The following is a 17,884-nucleotide window of genomic DNA, read 5'->3' on the forward strand; positions in this document are numbered from 1 at the left end:
GGCGAGGTTGGGATCGCGGCGGGCCCCCGGCTACGCCGGGGGTAATGCTGGGGGCGCAGTTGGTGATGTTGGGATGGTTGCGTTGGCACCGGGGTTGAATGGGTCCGGGCGATACTGAGGGATGAATGATGAAGATACGGCGGGAAGTGCATGTGGTGGATTCGCACACGGGCGGGGAACCGACCCGGGTGGTGCTGGGCGGCGGACCAGATTTAGGACAGGGGTCCATGGCGGAACGGTTGGCTGCGTTCCGGGACGGGCATGACGAGTTCCGGTCTGCCGTTGTGAACGAGCCGCGCGGCTCGGACGCGGTCGTGGGGGCGCTGCTGTGCGATCCGGTGGACCGCGATTGCGCCGCCGGGGTCATCTTCTTCAACAACGTCGGATACCTGGGGATGTGCGGTCACGGAACCATCGGGCTGGTGGCCACGCTGGCCTACCTGGAACGGATTGTGCCGGGGACGGTGCGGATCGAGACACCTGTCGGTGAGGTGAGCGCGGAGCTGCACGAGTCGGGCGAGGTCACGGTTTCGAATGTCGCCAGTTACCGGTTGGCGAAAGACGTGCCGGTGGATGTGAAGGGCTATGGGACGGTGGTCGGCGATATTGCCTGGGGCGGGAACTGGTTCTACCTGATTGGCTCGTCGCCGGTGCCGGTGGAGTTCCGGAACTTGGAGGCCCTGACCGAGTTCACCTGGAAGGTGCGGCAGTCGCTGACGGCGCGCGGGATTACGGGCGCGAACGGGCAGGAGATCGACCATATCGAAGTGTTTGGGCCCTCACAGGTGGCCGACAGCCGGAACTTCGTGTTGTGCCCTGGAAAGGCCTATGACCGGTCGCCCTGCGGGACGGGCACCAGCGCCAAGCTGGCGTGTCTTTACGCCGATGGAAAGCTGGCCGAGGGTCAGGTGTGGCGGCAGGAGAGCATCGTGGGCTCGGTTTTTGAGGGCACGGTGCGCGCGGCCGGGGATCAGGTATATCCGAGTATTCGCGGCAGCGCCTTTGTGAACGCGGAGGCGCGCCTTGTTTTAAACGAGGACGATCCGTTTTGTTGGGGGATCCGCGGATGAGCAGCCGCTCCGCCGATGTAGTGATTGTGGGCGGAGGGATTGTGGGGGCGGCGTGCGCCTATGAGTGCGCGGCGGGCGGATTGTCGGTGATGGTGCTGGAGGAGTCTGTCGTGGGTGGCGGAGCGACCGCGGCGGGCATGGGTCATCTTGTGGTGATGGACGACTCTGAGGCGCAGTTCCAGTTGACCTCCTTGTCGGTGAAGATGTGGAACGAGCGTGTGGGGGCGATGCCGGCGGGCGTCGAGCATCTGCCGTGCGGCACGTTGTGGGTGGCGGCGGACGAGGAAGAGATGGCCGAAGTGCGGCGCAAGCACGCGTTTTACGCCGAGCGAGGCGTGGCTGCGGAGATCCTGGATCGACGGCAGTTGGAAGAGGCGGAGCCTCATCTGCGCAAAGGCATGGCGGGCGGACTGTTGGTGCCCGGCGATTCCGTGGTGTACCCGCCGGTGGCAGCGAGCTGGCTGCTGCGCGAGTGCGGCGCGAAGGTGGTTTCCGGAGTGGGCGTGATGACACTGCGGGATGGTGGGGTGACGCTGTCGGATGGCGAGGTGATTGCGGCCGGCGCCGTGGTGAATGCGGCCGGAGCAAAAGCGGTGCGGCTGACGCCAGGAATCCCGGTGGCTCCGCGCAAGGGGCATCTGGTGATCACGGATCGCTATCCCGGCTTTGTGCGGCACCAGTTGATTGAACTGGGGTATTTGAAGAGCGCGCATTCGTCGAGTGGCGATTCGGTGGCATTCAATGCGCAGCCCCGGAAGACGGGGCAGGTGCTGATTGGGTCGTCGCGGCAGTATGGCGTGGAGCATGGTGGAGTGGACCGGCCGATTCTCAGCCGCATGTTGAGCCGTGCGGCGGAGTATATGCCGGAGATCACGGGGTTGACGGCGATTCGAACGTGGACCGGCTTCCGAGCGGCGACTCCGGACAAGCTGCCCTTGATTGGACCGGTGCCGGGAACGCAGGGTGTGTGGCTGGCGACGGGGCATGAAGGGTTGGGGATCACGACGTCCCTGGGCACTGGGCGGTTGTTGGCGGACCAGATTCTGAAGCGCACGCCTCCGATTCCGGTGGAGCCCTACTTGCCCGGGCGGTGCATGCATGAGTAAGCGGTTGACGGTGATTCTCGATGGACGTCCGGTGCAGGTGGACGCGGGTACGACGGTGGCGGCGGCGCTGCTGAATGCGGGTGTGACGGCGTTCCGGCATTCGGTGACGGGCGAGCCTCGGGCTCCGCTGTGCGGCATGGGCATCTGCTTTGAATGCCGGGTGACGGTGGACGGCGTGGAGCACTGCCGCAGCTGCCAGACGCTTTGCGCGGAGGGTATGCAGGTGACCACGTCATGAGGCGCTGGGACGTGGTGGTGGTGGGCGCGGGTCCCGCAGGCATCGCGGCGGCGTGCCGGGCGGCGGAGTCGGGCGCGCGGGTGCTGGTGTTGGACGACAATCCAGCGGCTGGCGGGCAGATCTGGCGGAACGATCTGGCTCAGCCGTGGCTTGCACGGTTTGCGGAATGCGGGGCGGAGCTGCGCGCAGGATGTGTGGCCGCCGATACACTGCCGGAAGCACGAAGCTACGTACTGGCGACCGGTGCGCGCGAGCTGTTTGTGCCGTTTCCAGGATGGACGTTGCCGGGTGTCTTTGGCCTGGGTGGAATGCAGGCGTTGGTGAAGTCGGGGCTGGCTGTGGCGGGCAAGCGGATTGTGGTGGCGGGGTCGGGTCCACTATTGATGGCGGTGGCTTCGCTGCTGCGGAAGCGCGGGGCGGCTGTGGCGGCGGTGGTCGAACAGGCGGAATGGCCGCGGATGGCGGGCTTCGGCGCGCGGCTGCTGATGGAGCCCGGGAAGCTGGCGCAGGGCGCGGGGCTGATGATGTCGCTGTGGGGCGTGCCGTTCTATACAGGCAGTTGGGTGGAGTCGGCCGAAGGCCGGGGGCGTGTGGAGCGAGTGGCCATGCGCTGCGGCGGACGCCTGGTGGAACAGGACTGTGATGCCGTGGCCGTCGGTTACGGGCTGACGCCGAATACGGAACTCGCCGCGCTGTTGGGTTGCCCCCTCACGCAAGGCTCAGTGGTGGTGGACGAGTGGCAGGAGACGAGCGTCGACAGCGTGTTTGCGGCCGGCGAGGTGACGGGCATTGGCGGTGTGGAGAAGTCGCTGGTGGAAGGCGAGATCGCCGGACTGGCGGCGGCGGGCTTGCAGGGGCTGGCGCAGACGCTTTTCGCGCAGAGGGCCAGGACGCATTCGTTCGCGGACGCGCTGGCCCGGGCCTTTGAGCCGCGGCCGGAGTTGCGCAGGCTGGCGCAGGCGGAGACGCTGGTGTGCCGCTGCGAGGACGTGACGCGCGGAGCGCTGGAGGGGATGAAGAGCTGGCGCGAGGCGAAGCTGCAGACGCGGTGCGGCATGGGTGCGTGCCAGGGCCGCGTGTGCGGCGGAGCGACACGATTTTTGTTTGGCTGGGGCGCGGATTCGATGCGCCCGCCGGTATTCCCGGTGAAGGTCGAGAGCTTGATAGAAACGAGGCAATCATGAACTGGAACGGAGTTATTCCGGCCATCACCACGCCATTCCTGGAAGACATGAGCGTGGATCACGAGTTTTTTGCGAAGCACTGCCAGTGGCAGATCGAGAACGGGTGTTCCGGCGTAGTGGCGCTGGGGTCGTTGGGCGAAGGCGCAACGCTGACATTCGAAGAAAAGGAAGCCGTGCTGAAGACGGCGGTGAAGGCGATTGGGCCCAATTCGCCGGTAGTGGCCGGGGTGTCGGCGTTGAGTACGGACGAAGCGGTGAAGATCGCCAAGATGGCGGCAGACGCGGGCTGCAGCGGGTTGATGGTGCTGCCACCTTATGTGTACTGCGGCGACTGGCGCGAGATGAAGGCGCATGTGGCGGCGGTGTTCCAGGCCACTCCGTTGCCCTGCATGTTGTACAACAACCCGGTCGCGTACAAGACGGATTTCGTGCCGGAGCAGGTGTGTGAGCTGTTGGCCGAGTATCCGACGCTGGTGGCGATCAAAGAGTCGAGCGCGGATGTACGGCGGGTGGCGGCGCTGCGGGCGTTGGCAGGCAGCCGGCTGAAGATCCTGGTGGGTGTCGACGATTTGATTTTTGAGGCCGCGCTGGCTGGAGCTTCGGGCTGGATTGCGGGGCTGGTGAATGCGTTTCCGGCGGAGTCGGTGGCCTTGTTCGACGCGTCAATTCGTGGCGATAAGGTGCGGGCGTTCGAGATCTACAAGTGGTTCCTGCCGATGCTGCGGATGGATACGGTGCCGAAGTTTGTGCAGCTGATCAAACTGGCGCAGCAGGAAGTGGGGATGGGCAATGCGAGGGTGCGCGCTCCGCGGCTGGAGTTGACCGGGGCGGAACTGGCCGAGGCGAAGGCTGTGATCGCTGAGGCTTTGGCGACGCGGCCCTAGTTGGACCGCCGGCTGCGGTGGGGGAGGGCCATGGTCCTCCTCCCGCGGTTATTTGACGCTACTAATTGCCGGGGCAGGCGGCTGCCTGTGATAGTCTGTTGCGCATGCTGCGACTCGTTGCGATAGGCTTGATTGCGATGTCCATCACTTCCGGGGCGGAACTTCCGTCCAAAAAATACCTGAATCTGGCGGCGGTGAAGAAGCTCGTGGCTGTCGCCGAGGCGGAGGCCGATAAGGCGAACGTCAGCGTCACGATCTGCATTATGGATGACAGCGCCAACATCCTGTTCCTGCAGAAGGGCGACAAGGCTTCCATCAACACGCTGGAATGGGCGCAGCGCAAGGCCCGGCACGCGGCCCTGAACGGCAGCCCGTCGAAGTCGGCCGCGGATACGATCAAAGCGGGCAATGTGGCCGCGCTGGCATTCCCGTCGTTCTTCCCGAACCAGGGCGGACTGCCGATCAAGGTCGACGGTCAGTTGATCGGCGCGATTGCGATCAGCGGTGGTCCTTCGACCGTGGATGAGGCGATCGGGCAGGCCGCGATTGACGCGCTGCTGAAGTAAGCTGGCGGAATTGGAGATCCGGCGGCGGCCCACGAGTTGAGCCGCCGCGCCGGTTCAGTTCTGCGTCACCTTGCTGCCCTTCAATACCAATTCTCCGCCCGCCTTCATCGAAATCTTGCCGTCGGCCTTCACGGTGAAATCCTTGGCTTCGAGGACGGTATCGGTGGCGACCTTTGCGACGAGCTTCTTGGTCTCGATCGCTACCTCATTGCCGCTCTTGAGGCTGACGGTGTGGCCGCCCAACAGGTTGAACTGATTGCCCGAGCTGAGTTGAAGTGTGGTGCCGGCGGTGAGGTTCATGGCGCTGCCGATGGACATCGTCATATTGGATCGGGCGTTGACAGAGACCTGGCCGCCGACGGAGAGGTCCAGGGCGGAGCCTACTGCGGCGACCAGGTTGGATCCGCAGGAGACCGACATACTGCCTCCCGATTTGAGGGAAAGGGTGCCGCCGGCCTGGATCACCAGGTCCCCCGATGATTGAATTTTCATGCCCTGTACTCCCAAGTCGATTTCGAGCTGAACGATGCCGCCTTTTTTGACGACCAGGCGGTCGGAACCGTCAGGGCAGGAGATTTCGAATCCGCCCCGGGTTTGTAAGTTCGATGGCACAAGTGATGCTCCTCTCCGATTTGTGCGTCCAGCCGCATTTTCATTACAGCCCGCGCGAGGATTGGCTGAATGCGGCGACGAGAGCTAGTCTATAAAACCGAAGCCCGCAATGGCAGCCCCCAGGACCCTGGGGTCGCCGTTGGAAGGTTTATAGGGGTTGACGGAACGGATAGCGACTTCGACCTGGGCGGGCAGATTGGGCGGGACGGGCCAGCGGCGCTCCAGCCAGGCGACCTCGTCGAAGACGCGCGTGCCCTGGGAGCGGCCGTCGAGGAACAGTTCCAATTCGACGCGGCCCTGGTCTTTGAACTGGATCGGACCGAGGTTGATGCGGACGAAGAATTCCTTTGCGGCGGCGGGGCGGGTCAGGTGGGCGGTGGCAGTGGGTTTGATCCAGCGGAAGCCGTTTTCCAGGGGGAACCAGCCATCACCCAGCAGCCAGACGGGATTGCCGGTGGCCATGACGATCTGGGAAGGGTCCGGCTGGCCCTTGTGGCGAGTGCTGGTGATGAGGTGCTTCCGGATGGGATCCCAACTGATGATGGCCAATTGTGGCGACTGGAGGTACCGGTGGGTCTGTTGATCCTCCAGCGGCCCGGTTTTGAGGTCGGGGTCGGGCAGGAACCAGCGGATGGCGCCTTCGATGCCCCAGTTGTTCATCCTGGGGGGGCCGCCGTCGTACAGGACCGCCTGCAGGTCCTTCTCGCTTTGCAGGAACTGGCCCAGGGCTTCGACATAGGGCCGGTTTTCGAAAGCGATGGTGAGCGTGGCGCGGCGCTGCTCGCGAAGCCAGTAGTGGTTCCAGGGGATCCAGATGGCGAAGAAGAGCGCGATCCAGGCGGGTTTCCAGTTCTCGGTCAGGAAGGTGAAGGCGATCGCCAGGCCGAGCAGGGGGATATAAAGGTAGACGCCGAAGAGGCGGCCGGGCAGGAACCACATGGGGCCCATGAGGACGACGAGCGACGCGAGTCCAAAGAGGATGCGGCGGTCGCGGCGCAGCAGGAGGAGCAGCAGGGCGGCGCCGGCATATGGAAGCAGCAGGACCTTGGAGGAATAGAAGGAGAAAGTAGTCCAGAGGGCAGGGAAGGTGAAGCGCAGGGTGTAGTCGTTGTTGGTGCCCTTGTTCTGGAAGATGGCCTGGACGGAGAACAGGGCGGCGATGCCCAGGTAAGGCAGGACGCGTTTCCAGCGGCGCTCGCCCAGGACGAACTCGTAGAGCAGCAGGACGGCGGGGAGAGCGACGGCGGGCTCCTTTGTTTTGTAGGCGATCCAGAAAGGAATGAGGGCCAGCAGCCAGTGGCCGCGCAGGTAGAGCAGGAGAGCGGCCAGCAGGAAGGCGGCGCAGGCCACATCGAAAATGAACATGGGCTTCCAATAGCCGTCGAAGCAGGCCATGTGGAAGGCGTAGAAGAGCACGCCGGCGGCGGCGGAGATGGGCGGGGCTCCTAACCGGCGAAGAACGAACCAGAGGAGCAGGACGTTCAGCAGGTGGACGAATTGGAGGATGGCGACGTAAGGGGGGTAGTGGAGGCCGGCGAGCGGCCCCATCGCCTTGTAGAAAAAGTGGCCGGCGGGGCGGAAGTTGCTGGGGGAGAGTTTGGGACTGACCAGGCCTTCGGCGAAGAGGGAGACGGCGGCTCCGCGCGTCTGGACCAGGTTGTCGAGGTCGTCGTCGTTGAAATAGCCTTTGTAGGCTCCGCGATTTGCGATGAGGAAGAACAGCACCAGCGCGGCGTAAAGCGCGGCACCCCGCCAGAAAGACATCAGGGCTATTGTAGCGAGGCGGATGGGGCCTTAGAAGAGCCAGGCGCCCGGGGGCCGCTATACTTAGAGTTCACCCCACCTTTTCCCGATGAGCGCAGGCATTGGAACATGGCCCGTGGCGTCATCGTGGTCCCGGCTCCGTGCCGGAGCAATCACGTTGGCTTTGTTCTCGCTCGCCCATTTTCTGGTGGATATCTACTCCGGTTCGATTGGGGTGCTGCAACCGTTCCTGGTGGCGCGGTATGGCCTGAATCTGTCGCAGGCGGGGTTGATCGGCGGACTTCTTGTCTTCAGTTCCTCGGTGACGCAGCCAGTTTATGGCTACCTTTCGGATAGGTACCGCTCGAAGTTGTTCTCCTGTCTAGGGCCCGCGGTGGCGGGATTGTTCATCCTGGGGGCGACGATGGCGCCCGGGTATGGGGCTCTGCTGGTGCTGATGATGCTGGGTGGAGCGGGCGTGAGCGCGTTTCATCCGCAGGGTTCGTCGTGGTCCACGTCGGGCATGCGGAGCGATCGGGGCGGCTGGATGGCGGTGTTCATCAGCGCGGGTACGCTGGGCATGGCCGTGTCGCCAGCGTTCTTCAAGGAAGTGATCCAACGGATTGGCTTCGATCATCTGCTGTGGGCGGCCATTCCCGGGGTGTTGCTGAGCGTGGTGATGTTGGCGCTGGTGCGGGCTCCGGTCGAGATGGGGCCTGCGAAGGTGCGGAGTTTCGATTGGGCGGCCCTGCGGGCAGTACGTGGGCCGATGACTATTCTGTACCTGGGCGTGTTCTTCCGGTCGGCTGTGCAGGTGACCTACGGTCAGTTCCTGATTCTCTACCTTAGTAGAGAACGGCATTATGCTCTGGGAGATGCGGCCTATTTGGTGACGTTGTACTTGAGCTTTGGAGCGGTGGGTGGATTCCTGGGCGGGCATCTGGCGGAGCGTTTTGGGGCGAAGCGGATCATTGTTCACTCGTTCCTGTGGTCGGTGCCCTGCATGGCTGTTTTCTTCCTGGTGCCGGGTCCAGTGGGTGTGGCCAGCCTGATTCTGGGTGGGTTCATCCTTTTGTTCACTATTCCTGTGAATGTGGTTGTTGCGCAAAGACTTGTTCCCTCGCAGGCGGCTACGGTTTCGGCCTTGCTGATGGGGTTCGCCTGGGGCATGGCAGGCATGCTGTTCATCCCGATTACGGGCTGGATAGCCGATCATGCGTCGCTGCACGCGGCGCTGTTCAGTTTGTTGATCTTCCCAGCGATGGGATTTGTGCTGACAAGAAGATTGCCGGAGGATATTGGCCGATGAGGGCAGTGTGTCTGGTGAGTGGCGGATTGGATTCGGCGACAACGCTCGCCTGTGCACTCCGCGATGGCTTTGAAGTATATAGTATTTCATTTGATTACGGCCAAAGACATCAAGTGGAGCTTGAGTGTGCGAATCGGGTCTCTGATGCACTGGGCGCCGCGGCGCACAAGGTGATCAAGATTGATCTGCGGGCCTTTGGCGGTTCGGCGCTGACGGCTGACATCGATGTCCCGAAAGGCCGACCCACCGCCGAAATGGGAGAGGGCATTCCGATCACGTATGTCCCGGCGCGGAACACGGTTTTCCTGTCCATCGCCCTGGCTTGGGCTGAGGTGCTGGGCGCGACGGACATCTATCTAGGGGTGAATGCGGTGGATTACTCGGGCTATCCGGACTGCCGGCCCGAGTATATAGAAGCCTTTGAGAAGATGGCCAACCTGGCGACGAAAGCGGGTGTGGAAGGGCATGGCGGACTGAAGATCCATACCCCGCTCATCAGCTTGTCGAAGGCTGAGATTATCCGGCTAGGTGTCTCATTAGGCGTGGATTACGGGTTGACGCATAGCTGTTATGATCCCGTCGGTGACCGCCCCTGCGGGCGGTGCGACTCGTGCCAGTTGCGGCTGGCCGGATTCGCGGAAGCCGGGCTGAGGGATCCGCTGGAGTACGCGGGGTGAGAGTAGCCGAGTTTTTCACCACGATCCAGGGAGAAGGAATTCTCTCCGGGGTGCCTTCGCTATTTATTCGTGTCTCGGGCTGCAACCTGCGCTGCACCTGGTGCGATACGCCGTACACCTCCTGGCAACCCGAGGGGGAAGAGGCGGATCTGGACGCTCTGGTGCGGCGGGTAGAGTTGGAGCCGGGCTACCGGCACGTGGTGATTACCGGCGGTGAGCCGATGCTGTTTGTCGAGACGGTGGAATTGACGCGGCGTTTGAGGGCGATAGGCCGGCACATCACGATAGAAACCGCGGGTACAGTGTGGCAGCCGGTGGATTGCGACCTGATGAGCGTGAGTCCGAAGCTGCGGAACTCGACCCCCTGGGAACGGGAAGAGGGGCGGTATTCGTCCAGCCACGAACGGATGCGGTACCGGCCGGAGGTGCTGAGCCGCCTGGTGAAGGAATACGACTATCAGGTAAAGTTTGTGGTGTCCGAACCGGGGGACCTGGATGAGGTCCAAAAGATTGTGTCAGAAATCGGTGCGAAACCCGAGCGCACCCTCCTCATGCCCGAAGGGGTTTCCGCCGATAGACTGCAAGAGCGATCCGAATGGCTTGTAGAGATCTGCAAGCAGAACGGTTACCGGTTTTGCCCGCGGCTGCACGTGCTGTTATACGGCAATCGGCGTGGAGTGTGAGGGTTGGGTAGGCAGCAGGGTTTGTCCGGGGTAGACCTTAGTTGGCGCCCTAGAGTACGTATCACTTTAGGGAGCAGGGCTAGGGCGAAAGCTCGATTGTCGCGATCGAGCATCCGCTCTAATTTGATAGCTAGGATATAGGACTATGTTGAGGGGACTTGTCATCTGCCCGGATTCCGAGTTAGCGGAACGGCTGGAACAAGCTCTGTCGGAGACGGGCCAGATTGTATTGGTCCGCGATCTCGATCGCTATCCGACGGAACTTGAGTTCATGCGGTTCGCCCGGGCGCATGCACCGCAGGTAGTATTTCTCAGCACAGAGTCGCTGCCCAAGGCGACCGAGATCATCCGTCTGGTGGACCGGGAATTCCCGGGGTTGCAACTGGTGGCGGTGCATCGTTCGACCGACGCCGAAGTTTTGTTGGACATCATGCGGGCGGGGGTCCGTGAGTTTCTGTCCCTGCCGTTTGCGCGGCAGGCCATCTTCGACACGCTGGCACGGGTGGAGGAAGTGGCGCAGAGACGCCCAGCGGCCGTCAATGCCACTGATCAGCTCTTTGCCTTCCTGCCATCGAAACAGGGTGTGGGCACCTCCACAGTTGCCCTGAACGCGGCGGTTGCCCTGTCGCGGAACCCGGAGACGGGTGTCCTCCTGCTGGACATGGATCTCACGTCGGGCATCATTGGCTTCATGTTGAAGCTGAACAACGCGCATTCCGTGGTGGAAGCGGCCGAGAACGCCCTGACGCTGGACGAATCCCTTTGGCCTCAACTGGTGACGCGCGTCGGCCAGATGGACGTGCTGCATTCCGGCCGGCTGAATCCGGACTTCCGCATTGAATCCTCGCAAGTGAGGCATCTGCTGGAGTTTGCGCGCCGGCACTACCGCGCCATCTGCGTGGACCTGTCGGGCAACCTGGAACGCTATTCGCTGGAGATCATGCACGAAGCGAAGCGGATCTTCCTGGTGGTGACGCCGGAAATTCCGTCGCTGCACCTTGCCAGGGAGAAGTTTAATTTCCTGAACGGCCTGGAGTTGGGCGACCGCGTGAGTGTGCTGCTGAATCGCGGCCACAAGCGCAGCGTCGTGAGTCCGGCGCAAATCGAAGATCTGTTGGGTGTTCCGGTGATGATGAACTTCTCGAACGACTATCAGGGCGTGCATCGCGCGCTGCAGTCGGGCCGGGCCGTGGATCCGACAACGGAACTCGGCAAGCAGTTCACCAACCTGGCGAACGCGATCCTGGAAAAGAAGACGATGGAGATCGATACGAAGAAGCGGTTTGTGGAGTACTTCTCGATCCTGCCGTCGCGTTACTCCTCAGTTGGGGCGGACCCGAAGAAGTCGGCCGGCTGATTTTTGAGTGAACGAACCCATCTGCTAAGTGAAAAAGGCCGGGCTCAGGTGCCCGGCCTTTTTCCTGTCTAGGGGTGTGTTCCGGCTAGAACTCGATCTTGGCCGCGATCTGGAGGATGCGCGGATCGGCCGCCGTGGAGGCAGTGCCGAAGATCGCCACCGGGGTGAAGACCTTGGTGGTGGAGTTGTAGTTGAACGGGGTGCGGTTGACGTTGGCGACGTTGGCCCGGTTGGCCAGGTTGAACGCTTCGCCGACGAGGCGCAGGCGGACGCTTTCCTTATACAGCGGCACGACCTTGGTGACGCGGGCGTCGAGGGTGTAGACGTTGGGCAGCGTGTAGATATTGCGGCCCGTCATGGGAGCGCGGTCGTTGCGGGTGTTGCCGTCGCGATTGATATCGGCATTGCCGCCGACCGTGGCCGAGTAGGGCTGGCCGCTGCGGGCATTGAAGATGCCGGAGAGCTGCCAACCGTTCAGGACGTAGTGGGCGAAGGCGTTGTCGTAGCGCTGGAAGTAGTTGATGTCCCACACGCCGGAGGCGACGAAGCGGTGTTTGACGTTGGCGTCACCCAGGGCGCGGTCGCTGTTGGGATTGAGCGTGTCGAGCGCCACCTTCGCATCATCACTGCCGACGACGACACTGGTGGCGTCAGGGACGGTGTCGATGACTTTGGAGAAGGTGTAGCTGGCCAGCAACTGGAAGTTGCGGGAGAAGCGTTTGGTGCCCTGCACGAAGGCTCCGTGGTAGGTGGAATCGGCGCCGGAGTCGAACAGGCTGATGCGGCCGAAGTTCGTGTTGGGGCGAGTGGCCAGGCGGGTGTAGATGGTGGTGGGGGTGCCGTTGGCGTATGTGGCCGTGTCGGCAAACAGCGGGAACAGGTTGATGTCGCGCGTGCGGGACAGGTGATAGCCGTGCAGGCCGAGGTAGCCGAAGGTGACGGCGTAATCCTTGCTCAGCTGGACTTCGTAGTTGAAGTTCCACTGGGCGGTGAGCGGCGACACGAAGTTCGGGGCGACGACGTAGATGTCCGGTGTGCGGGAGACGGTGGGCGGCGCCGAGAGGATGTTGGGGTAGGTGGGCAGATTCGCGCTGAGCGTGTAGGTCTGCACCTGGATGCCGTTCTGGGACATCGCGGTACCGGTGAGGATGGAAGGGGTGCGGGCGTAGAAGATCCCGTAGCCGCCGCGCAGCAGTTGCCGGCCCTTCTCGTCCAGCCGGTAGGCGAAGCCGAAGCGGGGCGCGTGGTTGTTTTTGTCGGTGTTGATGCGATTAGTGGCCAGACCCTGGGCGGTGAGGCCGGCATCGGGGTTCAACACTGAGGGCTGGGCGTAGGAGGCGATGTCATACCGGTAGCCGTAGTTGAGCGTCAGGCGGTCCGTGACGCGCCAGGCATCCTGTACAAAGAAGGCGAACTCTTTGACGTTCGGCTTGGTGAGCGGGCCATCGGTGCCGGCGCCGGCGAAGCCCTGGGTGAACTGGAAGGGCTTGCGGGCGGCGAAGTCGGCCAGGCTGTTGAAGCGGTAGACGCCGGAGAAGTTGCCGGGGAAGAAGTTGTCGATGCGTTCGAAGTTCAGGTCGCCGCCGATCTTGTACGCGTGCTTGCCGCGCAGGTAGCTGACGGATTCGATGAACTGGTAGCGCTTGGCGTTGGTATAGCGGGGCGAGAAGTTGTTGCGGCCAAAGGTGAAACTGCCGCCGCTCTGGTTGACGACGGTCTCGGGGGCGGTGGAGTTGGCTTCGCCGGGTTCGTCGTCCTTCACCCAGTTGAACCGCGAATCGAAGACGACCGCGGAACCGAACACCTTGCTGTAGTTGACGGCCAGGCTGTTGGTGGAGACCAGCGAGTTGCCGGTGTGCTCCTGGGCGCTCTGGCTGCCGCCGTTCTCGAAATTGATACCGGTGAAACGGTGGATGTTGGCACGGATGCTGAGGCGCTGGGTGTTGGAGAGGTTCCAGTCGACCTTAGCCAGACCGATGTCGTTGCGGTAGCCCGTGGTGTAGGGTGTCAGGTACTTGGCCAGTTCGGCCGCACCGGCCTGGGACAGGGAATCGGTGGGGACGGTGAAGTTGAAGAACACCGGATTGGGGTTCAGGTTCCGCTGGCCGTCGTAGCTGAGGAAGAAGAAGATCTTGTCCTTCTTGATGGGGCCGCCGACGGTGCCGCCGAACTGATTGTAGTGGTAGGGCTGGCGGGCGATGCCGCGCGACTTGTTGATGAAGGTGTTGGCGTTGAGTTCGCGGTCGCGGAAGAACTCAAAGGCGTTGCCGTGGAAGGCGTTGGTGCCGGACTTCGTGACGACGTTGATGACGCCGCCGCCGGCCCGGCCGATTTCCGCGGCGTAGCCGTTGGTGTTGACCTGGAACTCCTCGACGGCGTCCTGGGAGAAGGAATAGGGGTTGCGGGTGCCGGCGCGGCCGGCGCTCTGGCCGAAGAAGAGGTTGTTGGAATCCATGCCGTCGACCAGGAGGCTGTTGGAAGTGCCGCGCTGGCCTCCGAAGGAGAGGTCGCCGCCGCGGGGGTCACGGTTGACGCCGGGCGTCAGCAGCGTGAAATCGAGGAAGTTGCGGCCGTTGATGGGCAGATCCTTGACGGCCCGCTCGTCCACGTTGGTGGAGGTCTGGGAGCGGGTGGTTTCGACGAGCGGCAGATCTCCACTCACGGTGATACTTTCCGAGGTGGAGCCGACGGTGAGAGCGGCGTCGACGGTCAACATGGCGCCGACAGCAAGTTCCATGTCGGTGCGTTTGACGCTTTTGAAGCCGGGCTTGTCGATGATGAGGCTGTAGCGTCCGACGGGGACGCGAACGAAGTTGTACAGGCCGCTTGCGTTGGTTTCGAAGACGCGGGTGTAACCGGTCTGGTCGCTGTTCAGTGTAACCTTTGCGCCCGTTACGGCGGCTCCACTGGGATCAGTTACGGTGCCGGTGACGGTTGCCCCACCGGCCTCGGACTGGGCGAAGAGCACTCCGGTGAGTATAAACACACCAAGAGCGAGTTGAAGCAATCTAGGCATGAAACCATTTTAAGATGGTCAAGTTCCGGCGCCAATGAAGTGCGCATAAAGATACAATGAATCTTCTGACGAATCCCTATCTATTGATCCTGATGATGTCACCTGCAATGGCCCAAAGCGCGATAGAGTTGAACCACTTTTATGTGACGGTGGACTCGGCCACGTATGCGGCCATCGAGCAGAACAGCTTTTTGAAACAGGAGTTTGCGGCGTTCGAGAAGCGAACGACGGTGCGCGCGGACCGCAGTTACACGGGCATCTACTTTTACGGGACCAAGACCTACTTCGAGTTTTTCGATTCCACAAAAGAAAACCGGGCCGTGGGCGAGACAGCGGTGGCCTTCGGTGTGGACGCGGTGGGGGCGATGCCGCAGGTGGAGGGTGCGCACAGAGACCTGATCACGCGCGGTTGGAACGGGCGTCAGATTCCGTGGTTTTACAGGCTGAGTCCGGTGCCGCAACTGGCCAAGGGCCTGGAGTCGTGGGTGATGGAGTATACTCCGGAGTTCCTGGCCGAGTGGCGGCCGGAAGGCGGTGTCGGGCAGGGCGTGACGAGGGCGGAAGTGCTGAGGCGCTACAAGAGCGTTCTGGCGGATAGACCGGCGGATGGCTATCTGGATGATGTCACGGGCCTGACGTTGGCGCTGCCGGCGGAAGAGATGGAGCGGATGATGCACTGGATGGGGCAGGTGAAACCGGCGGTGACCATCCGGTTTCTGCCGATGGGACAGGGGCCACATGGGTTGCGGAGCGTTTCGTTCCGCTTGCGAAGGGCGCCGGCGGAGAGGATGACGGTGCGGTTTGGGGCCCGCTCCGTGCTGACCTTGCGGCCGGACAAGACGGCGATTTGGGAGTTCTGACGGTCTCATGAATGAACTGAACGATTCCGTGATCATTGACACGGATCCCGGCGTGGATGACATGTTCGCCATTCTTTCGGCGTTGGGGTCGAGGCGGATCCGGGTGAAGGCCCTGACGACGATCGGCGGCAATGTCGGGTTGGCCCAGGTGACGAGGAATGCCCTGGGGATCCTGGCGATGGCGGGGCGGCCGGATGTGCCGGTATATGCCGGGGCGGAGGGTCCGCTGTCGGTTCCATTGCGGACAGCCTCCGAGGTGCATGGGGCAGATGGGCTGCAGGGGATGGCTTTGCCTGCGCCGCAGGCGGAACCGGGGCGCTGTACGGCGGCCGAGTATCTGTGCCGAATGGCGCGCAAGTGTCCGCCGCGAAGCCTCCGTGTGGCGTGCCTGGGTCCGTTGACCAATGTGGCGCTGGCGCTGCGGATGGATCCGGGTATCGCCGAACTGCTGGGCCAGGTGGTGGTGATGGGCGGTGGATTCGGCACTTACGCCGTGCAGGGGCAGGGCGGGGCCCTGTCGTCGCAGGGAAACGTCACGGAGTGGGCTGAGTTCAATATTTGGGCCGACGCCGAGGCGGCGCAGGTGGTGGCCGCCAGCGGTCTGGAACTGGTGTTTGTCCCGCTGGATGCATCGCACCGGACGCTGGTCACCGAGGATCGCCTAGTTTCGATTGCGGGGTTGGACTCGTGGGGACCGCGCCTGGCGGATACCTTACGAGCTTACGGGGCCTGGACTAGGTCGCGCTGTGGCACCGCCGGCGGGCCGCTGCACGATCCCAATGTCCTGGCATACCTGGAAGCGCCGGAGCTCTACGAGACCGTCGAGGCGACGGTAGAGGTGGAAGCGGGCGGCGGGCCCTGCCGCGGGCGTACGACGCTGGTGGAGGGCGGCCGGCACCGGGTGGCGCTGAAAGTGGATACTCCGGGTTTCTTCGAACTGGTGCAGCGGAACCTGGAAATGGCGCTAGTCTAACGAAGGTCGAATTTCTTCATCTTGTAGCGCAAGGTATCGCGGGTGATGCGCAGCAGGCGTGCGGCCTGTGTCTGGTTGCCGCTGGTCTTCTCGAGGGCTGAGACGAGCAGGCGGCGTTCGCTGTCCTCGAGCGAGATGCCTTCGTCCGGGAAGCCCGGGGCGAACGCGGCGGGGGCGGCGGCCGCGGCGATGGCGTTGCTGTGGCTGACGCTCATGGGCAGGCTGGGCGCGGTGATGTAGCTGGAATCTTCCAGAATCATGGCGCGTTCGATGGCATTGCGCAGTTCGCGGACATTGCCGGGCCAATCGTGGGTGATCAGCAGGCGCATGGCGTCGGGGGCGATGCCGTCCATATGCCGCTTAAATTTCCTGTTGTAGTGCTGCAGGAAGAAGTTGGCGAGTGGGGGGACATCCTCGGGCCGTTCGCGCAGCGGCGGGATGGTGATGTGGATGACGTTGAGGCGGAAGAAGAGATCCTGCCGGAACGCGCCTTCCTTGACGGCTTCGCGCAGATTCTTATTAGTGGCGGCGACGACGCGCAGCTCGAGCTTGATGTCTTTGAGGCCGCCGAGGCGGCGGAAGCACTGCTCTTCGAGCACGCGCAGGAGTTTCGCCTGGAGCATCAGCGGAATCTCGCCAATTTCGTCCAGAAATAAGGTCCCTTTGTCGGCGAGCTCAAAGATGCCCTTCTTCTGAGCGCGTGCGTCGGTGAATGCGCCCTTTTCGTAGCCGAATAATTCACTTTCGAGTAGGGTATCGGGGATGGCGGCGCAATTGATGGCGATGAAGGGCTCGGCCTGGCGGGTGCTTTGATAGTGCAGGGTCTTGGCGATGAGGTCCTTGCCGACGCCGTTTTCGCCTTCGAGAAGAATGGTGGTGGCTTCGCTGATGGCGACGCGCCGGACGAAGTGCATCATCTCGAGCATGGCCGGCGATTCACAGATGATTTCGCGCTTCTGGGGTTCGACCTCGGCGGTGACGTCCTTGATGGCGGCCACAGCGCCTTCGAGTTCGCCGTCGGCGTTATGGATCTGGCTGGTGCGGATGACGACGAGGCGTTCCATGCCGTTCTGGGTGTGGAGCCGCACGGTGGAATTGCCGTTGGAGGGTTGGCTGAGGCCGGTGTGCATGCCGCAGCCGGGCTCGCAATCCTGACAGCGGAACATTTCGTGGCAGTCCTTGCCGACGAGTTCTTCCGCGCCCATGCCAAACAGCTTCTCAGCGGCCGCATTGACTCCGGTGATGAGGTGATTGGTGTCGTAGAGCACCAAAGCATCAGAGAGTTGGTCGAATACGTCGCTGAGGAAGTTCGCGTTTTGCCAGGTTGCCGAGAGTTTGGCCATATGCCCCTGTGAAGACCTATTGTATGGCTCTTGAGGGGGAGATGAAAGGGACTAGCGCAGATAAGTGGGGGAATTGCCCCATGGCTCAGTAGGGCAGCAGGTGGAACGGCGACGGGCGGAGGCCTGTAAGTTGAACAAGGAAATAAGGATATGAGGGTCTGCTTATGATTCTGGCATTGGCCTCTTGATTGCAGGAGTGAAAGAGAGTTCTTGAAAGAATCAGGTATACCGGAGCCGGGCAGCGGTTTCGGGCGGCGGTGGGA

General features: G+C 62.7%; 16 protein-coding genes. 12 read left to right on the forward strand and 4 right to left on the reverse strand.

The window, feature by feature from the left end:
* Positions 1–128: 128 nt before the first annotated feature.
* The 6 genes from ACR9Y2_RS33440 (at position 129) to ACR9Y2_RS33465 (ending at position 5,048) form a co-directional block, all read left to right on the forward strand.
* Entirely contained in the window at positions 129–1,070 is a 942-nt protein-coding gene (locus ACR9Y2_RS33440; protein ID WP_435046356.1) for a 4-hydroxyproline epimerase, read from the forward strand.
* Positions 1,067–2,176, forward strand: coding sequence for an NAD(P)/FAD-dependent oxidoreductase (locus tag ACR9Y2_RS33445; RefSeq protein WP_435046225.1), 1,110 nt, complete (start codon positions 1,067–1,069; stop codon positions 2,174–2,176). Before ACR9Y2_RS33440 ends, ACR9Y2_RS33445 begins: the two co-directional genes overlap by 4 nt.
* Positions 2,169–2,414: a (2Fe-2S)-binding protein gene (locus ACR9Y2_RS33450; protein WP_435046226.1), complete on the forward strand. Its 246-nt coding sequence runs from the start codon at positions 2,169–2,171 to the stop codon at positions 2,412–2,414. The genes ACR9Y2_RS33445 and ACR9Y2_RS33450 overlap by 8 nt, the downstream gene beginning before the upstream one ends.
* Positions 2,411–3,598, forward strand: a complete 1,188-nt coding sequence (locus tag ACR9Y2_RS33455; protein WP_435046227.1) for an FAD-dependent oxidoreductase — start codon at positions 2,411–2,413, stop codon at positions 3,596–3,598. The genes ACR9Y2_RS33450 and ACR9Y2_RS33455 overlap by 4 nt, the downstream gene beginning before the upstream one ends.
* On the forward strand, positions 3,595–4,482 hold the full coding sequence (locus ACR9Y2_RS33460) for a dihydrodipicolinate synthase family protein (protein ID WP_435046228.1): 888 nt from the start codon (positions 3,595–3,597) through the stop codon (positions 4,480–4,482). Before ACR9Y2_RS33455 ends, ACR9Y2_RS33460 begins: the two co-directional genes overlap by 4 nt.
* Before the next feature lie 104 nt (positions 4,483–4,586).
* Positions 4,587–5,048 carry a GlcG/HbpS family heme-binding protein gene (locus ACR9Y2_RS33465; RefSeq protein WP_435046229.1) on the forward strand — a complete coding sequence of 154 codons (462 nt, stop codon included), beginning with the start codon at positions 4,587–4,589 and terminating at the stop codon, positions 5,046–5,048.
* Between the two features lie 54 nt (positions 5,049–5,102).
* Here ACR9Y2_RS33465 and ACR9Y2_RS33470 read toward each other — a convergent pair whose 3' ends face one another.
* Positions 5,103–5,540, reverse strand: a complete 438-nt coding sequence (locus tag ACR9Y2_RS33470) for a hypothetical protein (protein WP_435046230.1) — start codon at positions 5,538–5,540, stop codon at positions 5,103–5,105.
* Positions 5,541–5,744: 204 nt separating this feature from the next.
* Positions 5,745–7,424 (reverse strand): hypothetical protein, encoded by a 1,680-nt coding sequence (locus ACR9Y2_RS33475; protein WP_435046231.1) that lies wholly within the window; start codon positions 7,422–7,424, stop codon positions 5,745–5,747.
* 115 nt (positions 7,425–7,539) lie between these two features.
* Between ACR9Y2_RS33475 and ACR9Y2_RS33480 the strand changes: the two genes are divergently transcribed.
* From ACR9Y2_RS33480 to ACR9Y2_RS33495, 4 genes are all read left to right on the forward strand, one after another.
* Positions 7,540–8,712, forward strand: coding sequence for an MFS transporter (locus tag ACR9Y2_RS33480; protein ID WP_435046232.1), 1,173 nt, complete (start codon positions 7,540–7,542; stop codon positions 8,710–8,712).
* On the forward strand, positions 8,709–9,389 hold the full coding sequence (queC, locus tag ACR9Y2_RS33485) for a 7-cyano-7-deazaguanine synthase QueC (protein ID WP_435046233.1): 681 nt from the start codon (positions 8,709–8,711) through the stop codon (positions 9,387–9,389). The genes ACR9Y2_RS33480 and queC overlap by 4 nt, the downstream gene beginning before the upstream one ends.
* Complete coding sequence (locus ACR9Y2_RS33490) at positions 9,386–10,072, forward strand: 7-carboxy-7-deazaguanine synthase QueE (protein ID WP_435046234.1); 687 nt, start codon at positions 9,386–9,388, stop codon at positions 10,070–10,072. Before queC ends, ACR9Y2_RS33490 begins: the two co-directional genes overlap by 4 nt.
* Before the next feature lie 145 nt (positions 10,073–10,217).
* The gene (locus ACR9Y2_RS33495; protein WP_435046235.1) at positions 10,218–11,429 is read left to right on the forward strand and encodes an AAA family ATPase; all 1,212 of its coding nucleotides are present in this window, start codon (positions 10,218–10,220) and stop codon (positions 11,427–11,429) included.
* An 85-nt stretch (positions 11,430–11,514) separates the two neighbouring features.
* Here ACR9Y2_RS33495 and ACR9Y2_RS33500 read toward each other — a convergent pair whose 3' ends face one another.
* Complete coding sequence (locus ACR9Y2_RS33500) at positions 11,515–14,445, reverse strand: TonB-dependent receptor (RefSeq protein WP_435046236.1); 2,931 nt, start codon at positions 14,443–14,445, stop codon at positions 11,515–11,517.
* Between the two features lie 56 nt (positions 14,446–14,501).
* On the opposite strand from ACR9Y2_RS33500, the gene ACR9Y2_RS33505 reads away from it, so the two are divergent.
* Both ACR9Y2_RS33505 and ACR9Y2_RS33510 read left to right on the forward strand, forming a co-directional pair.
* The gene (locus ACR9Y2_RS33505; RefSeq protein WP_435046237.1) at positions 14,502–15,305 is read left to right on the forward strand and encodes a DUF5829 family protein; all 804 of its coding nucleotides are present in this window, start codon (positions 14,502–14,504) and stop codon (positions 15,303–15,305) included.
* 7 nt (positions 15,306–15,312) lie between these two features.
* The gene (locus tag ACR9Y2_RS33510) at positions 15,313–16,278 is read left to right on the forward strand and encodes a nucleoside hydrolase (RefSeq protein ID WP_435046238.1); all 966 of its coding nucleotides are present in this window, start codon (positions 15,313–15,315) and stop codon (positions 16,276–16,278) included.
* On the opposite strand, the gene ACR9Y2_RS33515 is transcribed toward ACR9Y2_RS33510, so the two are convergent.
* Positions 16,275–17,621 (reverse strand): sigma-54 interaction domain-containing protein, encoded by a 1,347-nt coding sequence (locus tag ACR9Y2_RS33515; RefSeq protein WP_435046239.1) that lies wholly within the window; start codon positions 17,619–17,621, stop codon positions 16,275–16,277. The genes ACR9Y2_RS33510 and ACR9Y2_RS33515 overlap by 4 nt on opposite strands.
* Positions 17,622–17,884: the final 263 nt, after the last annotated feature.

Origin of the sequence: Paludibaculum fermentans (assembly GCF_051172195.1) — a bacterium.
GTDB classification, from domain to species: Bacteria; Acidobacteriota; Terriglobia; order Bryobacterales; family Bryobacteraceae; genus Paludibaculum; species Paludibaculum fermentans_A.

Excerpts from the sequence above, each read along its gene's own strand:
- ACR9Y2_RS33515 (WP_435046239.1), bottom strand. The coding sequence starts at position 17,621 with ATGGCCAAACTCTCGGCAACCTGGCAAAACGCGAACTTCCTCAGCGAC.
- ACR9Y2_RS33445 (WP_435046225.1), top strand. The coding sequence starts at position 1,067 with ATGAGCAGCCGCTCCGCCGATGTAGTGATTGTGGGCGGAGGGATTGTG.
- ACR9Y2_RS33495 (WP_435046235.1), top strand. The coding sequence starts at position 10,218 with ATGTTGAGGGGACTTGTCATCTGCCCGGATTCCGAGTTAGCGGAACGG.
- ACR9Y2_RS33460 (WP_435046228.1), top strand. The coding sequence starts at position 3,595 with ATGAACTGGAACGGAGTTATTCCGGCCATCACCACGCCATTCCTGGAA.
- ACR9Y2_RS33455 (WP_435046227.1), top strand. The coding sequence starts at position 2,411 with ATGAGGCGCTGGGACGTGGTGGTGGTGGGCGCGGGTCCCGCAGGCATC.
- ACR9Y2_RS33510 (WP_435046238.1), top strand. The coding sequence starts at position 15,313 with ATGAATGAACTGAACGATTCCGTGATCATTGACACGGATCCCGGCGTG.
- queC (WP_435046233.1), top strand. The coding sequence starts at position 8,709 with ATGAGGGCAGTGTGTCTGGTGAGTGGCGGATTGGATTCGGCGACAACG.
- ACR9Y2_RS33450 (WP_435046226.1), top strand. The coding sequence starts at position 2,169 with ATGAGTAAGCGGTTGACGGTGATTCTCGATGGACGTCCGGTGCAGGTG.
- ACR9Y2_RS33475 (WP_435046231.1), bottom strand. The coding sequence starts at position 7,424 with ATGTCTTTCTGGCGGGGTGCCGCGCTTTACGCCGCGCTGGTGCTGTTC.
- ACR9Y2_RS33470 (WP_435046230.1), bottom strand. The coding sequence starts at position 5,540 with ATGAAAATTCAATCATCGGGGGACCTGGTGATCCAGGCCGGCGGCACC.
- ACR9Y2_RS33500 (WP_435046236.1), bottom strand. The coding sequence starts at position 14,445 with ATGCCTAGATTGCTTCAACTCGCTCTTGGTGTGTTTATACTCACCGGA.
- ACR9Y2_RS33440 (WP_435046356.1), top strand. The coding sequence starts at position 129 with ATGAAGATACGGCGGGAAGTGCATGTGGTGGATTCGCACACGGGCGGG.
- ACR9Y2_RS33505 (WP_435046237.1), top strand. The coding sequence starts at position 14,502 with ATGAATCTTCTGACGAATCCCTATCTATTGATCCTGATGATGTCACCT.
- ACR9Y2_RS33465 (WP_435046229.1), top strand. The coding sequence starts at position 4,587 with ATGCTGCGACTCGTTGCGATAGGCTTGATTGCGATGTCCATCACTTCC.